The sequence below is a fragment of the Rhizobium sp. NLR22b genome (assembly GCF_019685295.1).
In the GTDB taxonomy this organism is placed as follows: Bacteria; Pseudomonadota; Alphaproteobacteria; order Rhizobiales; family Rhizobiaceae; genus Rhizobium.
This window is the reverse complement of sequence record NZ_JABDWM010000047.1, coordinates 1-10,551: the sequence shown is the minus strand read 5'-3', so window position 1 is coordinate 10,551 and position 10,551 is coordinate 1. Positions and strand designations below refer to the sequence as shown.

Here is a 10,551-nt window from a genome sequence, read left to right as displayed (position 1 = left end):
GGGCTCTCCTTTGCGTCAACTGCGACGGAGAGAGCCTAAGCTATGCCGATCCGGCTACTGCTTTGTCACGAAAAACGTTGGCATAAACCTGCTCGTTCGGCATAGTTCGACGGTCGGCATAAACCGCCAAACTCAATGACATTGATCCGCAAGCGTGGTTGGCCGACGTGCTCGCCCGCATCGCCGACACCCCTATCACTCGGCTCGAGGCGTTGTTGCCGTGGAATTGGACTCCCTCGATCGCGACTGTCGAAAAAGCTGCCTGACAAAACAAACCGGATCGGAAAATGGGACGTCGTAACTCCGCGCTGTATACCCTCAAATATGTGGCCGAAATGCTGGGCGAGGACGAGGACTTCCTGCATGATTGTTCTATCGAAATGTTCTCTGAAGATGGTCGCCTAAGTGCCTATGATAGCTTTCCGGCAACCGAATTGAGCGAGCCCATCGTTATCTTCACCGAGGACGGCATCGACAATCTTAAGTACATTATCGAGGCCCGAAGGATGGTAGGCGACGCACCGCCAAAACCTACCGCTTAAATCTCAAGCCCAAAGTCATAGTTGCCGCGGTCCTCACCGGATGGATACTGACCTGATGTGGTGGACGGCCTCCGCTCCCGGCATCGCAATGTGCCAAAGTGTGGCTGTCGAAGTCACATAAGGGAGAGCCGTCCACCACATCAGGTCACTTGATTCACCACTCGGACAGGGGCGTTCAATACGTGTCGATCAAGTATTCGGAGCGATTGGCCGAGGCAGGCATCGAGACTTCCGTCGGAAGCGTCGGTGACTCTTACGACAACGCTCTCGCCGAAACGATCAACGGTCTTTACAAGGCCGAGGTCATCCATCGACGCGGACCGTGGCGCAGCTTCGAAGCGGTTGAATTCGCCACCCTGGAATGGGTCGACTGATTCAACCATCGGCGGCTTCTGGAGCCCATCGGCAACATTCCGCCAGCCGAAGCCGAGGAGCAGTATTACGCCATGCTGGACGAACCAGCCATGGCTGCATAACTTAAACCAGACAGCCTCCGGCAAACCCGGCGCGGTTCACTATGTCTTCGATGTCAGCGGCTATAAAGGTGCGTAGCCCACCACCATAGCTGCGACTGCAAGGGCACGCATCATGAGTTTCTCGCGCGAACCCCAACAAAATCTTTTATAGGCCATGGCCGCCCTCATCGCGGACCGATCGCTTCAGTTCGACTGGCTCGTTATTCTCGTTTTCTCGCAATGCATCGAGAAGTAAATTATCGTGCTTCCACCCTCGTTGGTTGATCTCCCGGTTGAGCGCTTCGACTATGTCGGGCCTTTTGCGCGTGATCTTCTGAAGTTTAGTTTGGTGCTTTGGCTCCAGATGATTCCGAGCCGATACAATGGCCGAAGCTGCGAAAAGACCTATCTCTTCATCGGCACCCAGTTTACTTAATGCTTCGCCAATGAGAGATGATCGATCTTTCCGGCGATTCAAGTGGTCGAGATCTCTCGCAACCGAGGCAACTGACCTTATCTTTTGTATCGGATCTTTAAGCTTTAGAATTTGCTTTACCACTTGAGATCTGTCTCTGGGCGTCAGCTCTCGGAAAGAGTCTGATAGCGATTTTTCCTTGCTTGTAGTTACTTCGAGTCGTTTGATGGTGCCAACCTTCTTCATAACTCATGTGCTACACGTAAAGTCATCCCTTGAATTCGCATTTCAGACTGCAACCTCCTCCAGTATTCAGTTGTTCCGTCTGCGCACTGATATGGAAGTTAATAGCAGTCCGAAAAAGTCCTTTTACCTTGATGATCCCTCGACTTTTTCTGTACTTCAAGGTGTGAATTCTTGTTCAGGTGCCGTCTCCCAACCATGAGGCTGCCTGTGGAAAGATGGCGTTCAAAGGGTTTCCTTCACTTTCGATTTTTCCGCGGAGCCCAATCACATGCCACACAGTCAGTCTTTCGAGGAACTACGCAGACATTCGTCATTCCGCCTCTGCCTGCAACCGCGCATTGCGGACGAGGCGTTTGCGGCCACCGCAGTGATCTCGATCATTTGATCGGGATGCGCCAGACCGGAGACCTCAATCAACGTCGCTGCCGGCATGGAATCGCCAACCCAGCCGACCAATATCGCACTGGCATCGAAAAAGGTTTTGGCACTAGTGACATAGATAGTCCAGCTCAAGAGCCGGCGCCTATCGAGCCCGTCGGCGGCAAGGCAAAAGTCCAGCGTTTCGAGAACATGGGTAATCTGCTCGCGCATGCTACCAGCTCCGATACACACGATCTCTTCCGGATTGTCGCCGCTAAGAGGCGCAATGCCGGCGTAATGGGTCATTCCCATCCAGGACACGGACTGCGAGAACCCCCACGCCTTGAACACGCCAGGACCAATCGGGCCTCCAGCGGGATTGCGTCGAATGATATCGTCCACGCTCAGTCCCATCCCTGACTCATGAAATTGGCTGCAGCGTCGTTATGGGCGGCCTGCTTGGCCATAATCGCGGTGTTCATGACTGACCGGGGCTGGTCGGGCCGGAGGACCGTCAGCGGATCTTCGGCGTCGCCGACATAACCCATCGCAAAGCAACCAAGCTGGTAGCCCATAACTTTCAGGAGTTCGTCCGGCAGTGTTCGCGCAATTTCGAACGGCGTCGTCAGGTATTGGTTTTCTTCCTGGCGGAGCCAACCGACGGCATAGGTGACGTTGATTGCCTGGCGCAGGCGGTCGGATGTATTTGCACCTGCGCCATGATAGATCTTTCCACTATAAAACAAGGCCGAGCCACGGCGCATTGCCGCCGCTATGGTATCTGCCTGGGTGTAATCCTTGCGATCACTCCGATGGCTGCCCGGCACTACTCGCGTGGCACCCATCTCTTCCGTGTAATCACTGAGCGCCCAAAGGATATTGCACTGAACATCATAGTTCAGCGGAAATGGAAAGAAGTCCCATGCCAGTTCATCCTTGTGCAGTTCCTGGGGCGGGGAGCCCGGAGACACGCTGATGATCTGGGTCAAATGCAGCTGGAACGTAGTTGCATGGCTAAGAACGTTTTCAACTGTTCCGAGCGCCAAAGGATTCATCACAAGCTCGCGCGCGGCTGGTGAACGCGCAATCAGCGCGCCAGTGCGTCTTGTCAGCTTGCCGCTGAAATCATCGGTGCCATACATCGAATTTTCAATATACGGTGCCATTTCCCGCGCTATGCGGTCGAGAAGCTCATTTGAGACGAGATCGTCGACTATTGCATAGCCATGGTCGCGGACAGCAGCCGCCACAGTTTCGGCGGTGGATGTAGGCGGCAAGTGAAGTGCATTCATTAATCTATCCTATCGCTCATTCAAAAACTGATTGTGTTAGACACGAGCTTCCATCGCCGGAGCGGCCGCAGCGTGGCGCGACAACCTCGATTCGAGACGACGCGCTGAATCGAAGAAGCGTTTCTTCGCTTCGCTGACAAATGGGTTGATACTCTCGATCGCCTGGAACAGCTCTTCGGAATCGTAACGGACCATCTCGACGCTTTGCATCAACAGATCGTAAGTTCGCGTCGTCTGCTGGATGTCAGTGAGTTCAATGTCTACGAGAATCTTGGCGATCAGGTGTGTCAGGCCCTGAACATATGCGATCTCGCGATCATGCCGCTCCGGCGTCGTTTCAATTATTTTCAGCTGCAGCATCTCCTTGAGAAAACGCGCGACGCATCCCGCTCGCTCACCACGGATCGGACAGATAACGACGTTCAGCCCGGCGATACCTTGCTTGCCGCTCTGTGGCCCAAAAAGGGGATGCGTGGAAACGATGTCGATGCTGGTCGGAAGATTCCCGGCAAGTATTTCTGTTGGCTTGAGCTTGACTGAGGCGACGTCGAGAACAAGCGTACCTGGCCGCAGATATGGAGCAATTTCAAGCGTGAGCGCGCCGAGTTCCTGCACGGGGACAGCGAGCACGACGATTTCGGCCGCTGCAACCTGCGCAAGTGTTCCGACTTCAACCTTGTAGCTTTGACCAATCGGCCCAAGATCACGAAAGCGGTCATATATTCGCACTTGAAAAAAGGGGGCAATATGGTGCAACATGAAACTGCCGAACGCCCCGCACCCGATGAGACCCAGACTCTTCGCCATAATCAAACTCCAGCTGCGCAACTGATCAGTTGATTGTGCAACTTCCCACTGCCATTAACGAAGCATTATGCCAGTCTGCCGCAGTGCGCGCAGGAAAGTGCCGCGGGCAAGTTCCGCCGCTATACGCTCGATGTCGTCCGCCATGTATCTGTCGCGCTCCAGCGCCGGCACGAGCGCTCGTACCGTGTCGTATGTCGTCCTGGCTGCCGAGCTGAGGCGTTCATAAGCACCGGACAGATCCACGGCTTGGGCGGCTGCGAGAAACTCCACTGCCAAGATGATTTGGTTGTTGTCCAGAACACGGCGAGCATTTCGGGCAGCAATCAGACCCATGCTGACGACATCCTGGTTGTCTCCATTTGAGGGTACGCTTTGCGTGCTGGCTGGGCCGATTGTTCGGTTTTCCGCCACTAGAGCAGTTGCCGGGTATTGCGCACCGGCAAATCCGCTATTTAGTCCCGCTTCGCCCTTGACAAGAAACTCTGGAAGTCCACCGCTTAGATGGCGGTTGAGCATGCGATTAGTGCGACGTTCAGACAGAACGCCAAGCTGGGTAAGGGCAATTGTCGCAAAGTCCATCATGAACGCGATCGGCTGACCATGAAAATTGGCGCCGTGGAAAATTTCCTCACCTTCAAAGAACAACGGATTGTCGTTAGATGAATTAAGCTCGATCTCGAGCGTACGCTTTGCCTGATACAACGTGTCTCGGACCGCACCAATTATTTGCGGGATGGCGCGTAAGGTATAGGCTTTCTGCAGGTAAAGGTCTGTACGACGCACGCCAGAAGCTGTTTCATCGGTGTTCTGTTCAAGTTGGATTAATTGTTGGCGCAATTCGGCATGCTCCACGGCGAGTTTGCTGTCGTGCATCAGCGTGCGCATGTTGAAGGCGCTGTCGATCTGACCGGTATGCGGTCGCGCCAGATCGTGACCTTCGGGCTGGAACGGACTCATCGAGCCCTGCATAACCTCTACGACCAATGCGGCGACGATCTCGGCATGACGCACCTGATCCAAGGCATTGCCGACCACTAGGGCGCCAAGACCTGTCATTGCCGATGTGCCATTGATAAGAGCCAGACCCTCCTTGAACCGCAACTGCAGCGGCTCGATACCGAGCTCACGCAGCACAGGTCCAGTCGCAACACGCTTGCCATCGCGGAGGAGGTAACCCTCGCCGATGAGGGTGATTGCAATATGCGAGAGCTGGCCCAGGTCGCCGCTCGCCCCGAGTGATCCGATCTGCGGGATAGCGGGCGTAATACCCTCGTTCAGATACAGTGCGAGGCGATCCACAACCTCGGGTCGTACGGCTGAATACCCCTTGGCCAGCGCGTTGAGACGCGCAAACACCATGGCCCGTGACTCGGCCTCGCTAAACAGCGGTCCCACACCAGCGCAGTGGCTGCGAACCAGGTTGGTCTGCAACTCTACTTCGTTGGCGGTATCGACCATCATGTAGACCATCTCACCATAGCCAGTCGTGACACCGTAGACAGGCACGCCACTGTGCACGATTTCTTCAAACATCTGCCTTGTTTTTGCGGTTCGTCGGATTGCTTCTGGCGCAACAGAACAACGTGCGCCCTCGGCGACGCGGTGGACCGCTGCTATATCCAAACTTTGACCGTCGACAATCGCCATGTGATTAACTTCAACCTTATTCATATTTCGTCCCTTCGTTGTTCATGAAAGCTGGAGGCACCAGCATCGCCTTGATGCAATGGCGTTTATTCATCGCCTCGAACGCCTGTGGCGCATTATCGAGCGCGAAGACGCCGTCAAACACACCACTCGGGTCCAGTGTTCCGTCGAGTACCTCGGGCAATAACTCAGGCATTACGGCGCGCACGTTGGCGCCGCCGCCACTCAACGCGAGATTCTTGGCGAATAGCTCCCAAAGCGGCAACTCCACTCCCCAAGGCAAACCAACGTAGCCAATCCGGCCACCAGGGCGTGCGCAGCCAATGGCTTGTCGAATCGACTGAAGCGTCCCCACGGCTTCAATCACGTGGGCACTACCCCCACCAAGCAACTCGACAACCTCTGCCGCACCCTCATCGCCCCGGGTCGCGATGATATCCGTTGCGCCGTGCTTGCGCGCCAGACGCTGCCGCCGTGGGTCGCGGGACATGACAACGATACGCTCCGCTCCAAGTCGCCTACAGGCGAGAACCGCACATTGTCCAACCGCGCCATCGCCAACGATCACAACCCTCGATCCGGGTTCTGATAACCCAGCATGCTTGGCAGCCTCGTGCCCCGTCGACATGACGTCCGTTAGTGTCAAGAGAGCCGGAATGAGAGAGGAGTGTGGCCGATCAGGAGTCGTGACGAGTGTAGTGTCGGCGAATGGGACACGGACGAATTCCGCCTGCCCACCATCAAGAGCAGTGCCGTCGAGGCCGAATTCGCCAAAAAAGGTGCGATTGTCGCACGCAATCGGCAGACCGCGCCTACAACACATGCACCCGCCGTCAGAGGTGTTGAATGGAGCCACGACGAATTGACCGGGACGGATCCCGATTACATTCGCACCCACGTCTTCGACGATGCCGACGAACTCGTGACCGCTTCGAATTGGTCGTGGTAATGGCGCAATTCCGCGCAGCATCCAGAGGTCTGAACCACAAACGCCAGCTGCCACAACACGCACGATCGCGTCTGTCGGCGTCTCGATGCGCGGCTTGGGAACATCCTCGATGCGAACATCATTTGGACCGTGCAGAATAACAGCGCGCACGTTATCTCCCTTCCTGTGGCCGCGCTACTGCGGCGCTTCGCATGAGAAACTCAGCAAGAAAACCATCGTGCGGGATGCCAGGCGGTAGCCACCAGGTGGGTCGATCGAGTGCGTAGATATTGCGGATAGACGGCTCCTCGACCAAAGCAGCGAAGAGCGCATCATCGTCCGTGGCTACCCCCACCACGAGCGAGTCACGGAGCGGGAGTGTCCCTTGCGATCGTGACCAAGGCGCAACCCACGCGCATGGGAAAGGCAGCTCAATTGCCAGCTGCTCTGCCGTGGCACTATGGACCAAATGCACCGCAGGCAATAAGGCGGCGCTGCCATTGCCGAAGTCGTGAACAATGCCGGCATGACCGAGTAGCGAAACCGCATTTCCAGCTCGCTGACGAAGGAATGCTTCGAGTGTCCTGGCCTCGGCGATCGGACGGCACGGCAACTCCGCCATCTCGTGATCTGGTGGGAGCGGCCGGAGATGCGACAGCCGATCAGCCAAGGCCTCGGCAAACTCAGGAGCGTTTTGCTCGATGAGCACTCCGGTGGCGTTAAGGCAGGAGGCGCCTCCAATTCCGCTGACTGACTCGACGACGAGGTCGAGAAAGGGCTCCCACCGGCCGGTGATCAGTACTTTGACACGACCAGGGCCTTGCGGCAGTACGGGAGTGTTCAACCACCCTCCCGCGTAGCGGGACACGACAGCATCGCCGCCAAACACGATGGCGAGGTCGACGCCACGGACAAGCTCGTCCGCGACGCCGTAATCACACGGCAGAAACAGGACGTCATCGTTGGCGAAACCAGCTGCACGTAAGGCCAGAACGAGTCTATACGCAGTCAGGGGGTCACGATGTGACGGTCGAACTACCACGCGATATCCAAGCGCGAGTGCCTCCAGCCAGAGCGAATGGACAGCCGGATGATTCCCTGAAGCATTCACACCAAGTACCCGTCCTCGCCGGCGCCACACTGCGGCTGCAGATCCAGGCGCAATATCCAGCCGACTCAAGACGCTAGCTTGCGGCCGGGCACTCTCAACGGTCTTGACTGCCCCCCTGCAGGCGTCCGCCACGGTGGCAGCTCCTGCACGCACGACCGAGACTGGCAAGCCAGAGGTGAGAGCCACGAGCCTGTGGTGCTCCTCGGGACCAATTCCGCCGAGCCTGGCGGTTTCGAAGTTCAGGGCCGCCTGCTGGAGCAACTTGTCACGTTCCGCCAGCGTGAGGGTCGCCGCAACTCCGCTTTCTGAACGGAGACGATCGAGTGTCCGCGCCATGTATAGTGCAGGTACATGCGTCAACTCTGCTACGTTTTGCCCGGAGACATCACAAATGAGCCCCCGCTTCCTGCTGCGGTATGGTTTGTCGGGGCCGAGAGCATCAATCATCAAGGGGGTGGGAACACGCGACTCGTCTTCGCGAGTTACTCCGGCACCTGCGCATGTCGCTGAACTCGCCGACATTAATATGCTCCCTCAATCACAGGCTCATTCTTGAAAACCTGGACCGGTCGCACGTCAGCGACAGAGTGACCGATTTGTCCTCCCGGGCTTGCTACGCGGCGTGCCAGATCGCGCTCGACATTATTTGGGAGCAATGCCGACTTGCTGACGTGGTGCATGACCACGTGTCCGGTGCCCCCAACGTCAACCGGCCTTCCGGTTTCAGGGTCGACGACCATGAACGAAACGTGAGCTGATGGAGGGTCGAAGATGCAATCTTGATCACTTAATGGCGCTCGCTCGAACACTGCGCTGAGTGCCATTGTACTGCCGTAAAGTCCATAAAGGGGGATGGTCGGGAAAATCACATCCCTCAACAAATTTCGGCTGTCTATGTCGAGGCTGGTGCCACACCAGGTGATTACCTTGACTTGGTCTCGCACCAACTGTGCGAGTCGCTCATCGCGCGCGAGCCGCAGCAGCAACGGCGGGGGAGCCTGTAGAACACCGATTCGCTGGTGCAAGAAGACGTCGGTCACCTGTTCGAGAAGGTGCGCCATATATCGCTCTGCCTCTTCAACTCGCCCCTCGCGCAGACAGCGACGCACCCAGCGGGGGTCAAAATCTATTGCGAAGCGGAGTCCTGCACGGCGTCGCGCGTATTGGCCTGTCAGTTCCGCGTAGTCGTGGGGACCGCTCGGGCCCAGAGACAGCCAATTGACTCCATACGGATAATCACGCTCGTCCATGGCACGCATGGCCATTGCCATTTCGCGTTCCATCCAATCCGCGAGAAACACGATACGCTTGGGAGACCCGGTCGTGCCGCCACTCTCGAACACTCCGACCACCTCGGCCTTTCCGTCGTAACCACGCGGTATAAGGTCCTCGACAGGCGTGTTCCGCAGGCCATCGATCACCTGCGGAAACCGGCGCAGATCGTCGATCGTACGCACCTCCGTGAGTGGATCGAAGCCCAAGCCGTCGAGACGGTCTAGCCAAAACCGCGAACCTGTCTCGGCTGAAAAATGCCAATGCATTGCTGCGCGAACGAGTTCGTCGGGATTGACTTTCGCATCAAGAGGTGCATCCAGAATGGCTATAGTCTCAGCTTTGTTCACCGTGAACCCCAGCATTATTTGGTATGAATTGCAAAAAGTCTAATTAGTTGTCGTATTTGTAGTTAGCTACGCTATGATGTAAAAGTAATAATAGGGGGTTATCTCTTTAGATTCTCAACGTGCCATTTCATTGTTTTTTTGGCAATGATCAACGTGTTACGAGTGTAGCTCAAATATCATGAGAGAGGACATGTATCGCAATCGCAGTACTGCACTGGCATGAGTACAATTGAAAAAGCGAGCATGTGATGGCACGACTTCAGCCTTCGGGCAGGAGGCGCGCAAAAATCGGCAACCCTGGTGGTTCAGTTACACATTGTCGGCGATCAACGCATGCGGATTGTTGAGTAGATGAAGACTGTCTTTGATCGTGGTTCGCAAGGCAATTGACTGCTGTACGAGAAGATGCGGCGCATCTCGGACCTAAGGACCGCGGCCGATCCAAGGAACCAGTCGCAGCCTGAGCCGGGCCTGAGCAAGGGGTGCAAATTCCTCGCTTGGTCAGCGTTTCAACTCACACGGCCCCGGGTCCAGATAGTTTCCGAGATTGCCACAAGTTGGGTCCGCGCCGGATACGCGAGAGACCCTACAGGCCTCGAGGCAATCCCGCCTCTTTGGCTTTAGCCGAGCGGAATGGTCACTCCGCTTTGCCGGTTGCTTCCTGCCATTTGACAGGTGTGCTCGCGTTCATCTCAAAACACTCCAATGCACCCGTGATTGGCTCGATAGAAGTATGGAGCGCCGGGAGAATACCGCAGCCGTTATCGGTTCCGACGTCTACAAGATCAACAGCGGCCTCTTCCGCCGCGCCTGTGTCATCTGCGACTGGCGCCGGGGTTTTCCGGCTGAAAGGGCTCACAGATCGTCCGCAGGGGCCTCTGCCTGATCTACTCAGGCGAAATTCAGTGACGTATTCCACAGACATAACCCAGTGGATGTCGCCCCGTGGGGCCTACAATAATGTTCCATAATAACTCCTATGCGATTTCCGCCTGTAGCGGGGTACATTCTATTTCCAAGTGCGACATGCCAATGATTTCAATGGCTTCACTTTGGAGATTTTGGCATGTCCCGATGCTATACGCAGCTTGCCCTCGCCGATCGCCGACGCCTGCATCACTTGGTG

At 56.3% G+C, this 10,551-nt stretch carries 9 protein-coding genes and 2 pseudogenes; 3 read left to right on the top strand and 8 right to left on the bottom strand.

The features are described from left to right. Positions 1-122: 122 nt before the first annotated feature. The 3 genes and pseudogenes from HJC00_RS31995 to HJC00_RS31985 form a co-directional block, all read left to right on the top strand. Positions 123-266 (top strand): annotated as a pseudogene (locus HJC00_RS31995) (transposase domain-containing protein); the annotation flags it as partial. Between the two features lie 21 nt (positions 267-287). After that, positions 288-542, top strand: coding sequence for a hypothetical protein (locus HJC00_RS31990; RefSeq protein ID WP_221165199.1), 255 nt, complete (start codon positions 288-290; stop codon positions 540-542). Between the two features lie 143 nt (positions 543-685). Further along, a pseudogene (locus HJC00_RS31985) lies at positions 686-1,018 on the top strand (integrase core domain-containing protein); the annotation flags it as partial. Positions 1,019-1,163: 145 nt separating this feature from the next. Here HJC00_RS31985 and HJC00_RS31980 read toward each other — a convergent pair. The 8 genes from HJC00_RS31980 to HJC00_RS31945 form a co-directional block, all read right to left on the bottom strand. Beyond that, positions 1,164-1,658 (bottom strand): hypothetical protein, encoded by a 495-nt coding sequence (locus tag HJC00_RS31980; protein ID WP_221165198.1) that lies wholly within the window; start codon positions 1,656-1,658, stop codon positions 1,164-1,166. 279 nt (positions 1,659-1,937) lie between these two features. Continuing rightward, positions 1,938-2,420 carry a RidA family protein gene (locus tag HJC00_RS31975; protein ID WP_221165197.1) on the bottom strand — a complete coding sequence of 161 codons (483 nt, stop codon included), beginning with the start codon at positions 2,418-2,420 and terminating at the stop codon, positions 1,938-1,940. Positions 2,421-2,422: 2 nt separating this feature from the next. After that, positions 2,423-3,310, bottom strand: a complete 888-nt coding sequence (locus HJC00_RS31970; RefSeq protein WP_221165196.1) for a phytanoyl-CoA dioxygenase family protein — start codon at positions 3,308-3,310, stop codon at positions 2,423-2,425. 36 nt (positions 3,311-3,346) lie between these two features. Next, entirely contained in the window at positions 3,347-4,117 is a 771-nt protein-coding gene (locus HJC00_RS31965; RefSeq protein WP_221165195.1) for a prephenate dehydrogenase, read from the bottom strand. A gap of 54 nt (positions 4,118-4,171) precedes the next feature. Further along, on the bottom strand, positions 4,172-5,788 hold the full coding sequence (gene cmdF / locus HJC00_RS31960; protein ID WP_221165194.1) for a tyrosine 2,3-aminomutase: 1,617 nt from the start codon (positions 5,786-5,788) through the stop codon (positions 4,172-4,174). Continuing rightward, positions 5,781-6,863: a zinc-binding dehydrogenase gene (locus HJC00_RS33105; RefSeq protein WP_221165193.1), complete on the bottom strand. Its 1,083-nt coding sequence runs from the start codon at positions 6,861-6,863 to the stop codon at positions 5,781-5,783. Before HJC00_RS33105 ends, cmdF begins: the two co-directional genes overlap by 8 nt. Before the next feature lies 1 nt (position 6,864). Continuing rightward, positions 6,865-8,250, bottom strand: a complete 1,386-nt coding sequence (locus HJC00_RS31950; protein WP_221165192.1) for an aldehyde dehydrogenase family protein — start codon at positions 8,248-8,250, stop codon at positions 6,865-6,867. Positions 8,251-8,324: 74 nt separating this feature from the next. Beyond that, positions 8,325-9,425, bottom strand: a complete 1,101-nt coding sequence (locus tag HJC00_RS31945; protein WP_221165191.1) for a hypothetical protein — start codon at positions 9,423-9,425, stop codon at positions 8,325-8,327. Between the last annotated feature and the right edge of the window lie 1,126 nt (positions 9,426-10,551).

Excerpts from the sequence above, each read along its gene's own strand:
- HJC00_RS31990 (WP_221165199.1), top strand. The coding sequence starts at position 288 with ATGGGACGTCGTAACTCCGCGCTGTATACCCTCAAATATGTGGCCGAA.
- HJC00_RS31980 (WP_221165198.1), bottom strand. The coding sequence starts at position 1,658 with ATGAAGAAGGTTGGCACCATCAAACGACTCGAAGTAACTACAAGCAAG.
- HJC00_RS31970 (WP_221165196.1), bottom strand. The coding sequence starts at position 3,310 with ATGAATGCACTTCACTTGCCGCCTACATCCACCGCCGAAACTGTGGCG.
- HJC00_RS31965 (WP_221165195.1), bottom strand. The coding sequence starts at position 4,117 with ATGGCGAAGAGTCTGGGTCTCATCGGGTGCGGGGCGTTCGGCAGTTTC.
- cmdF (WP_221165194.1), bottom strand. The coding sequence starts at position 5,788 with ATGAATAAGGTTGAAGTTAATCACATGGCGATTGTCGACGGTCAAAGT.
- HJC00_RS31950 (WP_221165192.1), bottom strand. The coding sequence starts at position 8,250 with ATGATTGATGCTCTCGGCCCCGACAAACCATACCGCAGCAGGAAGCGG.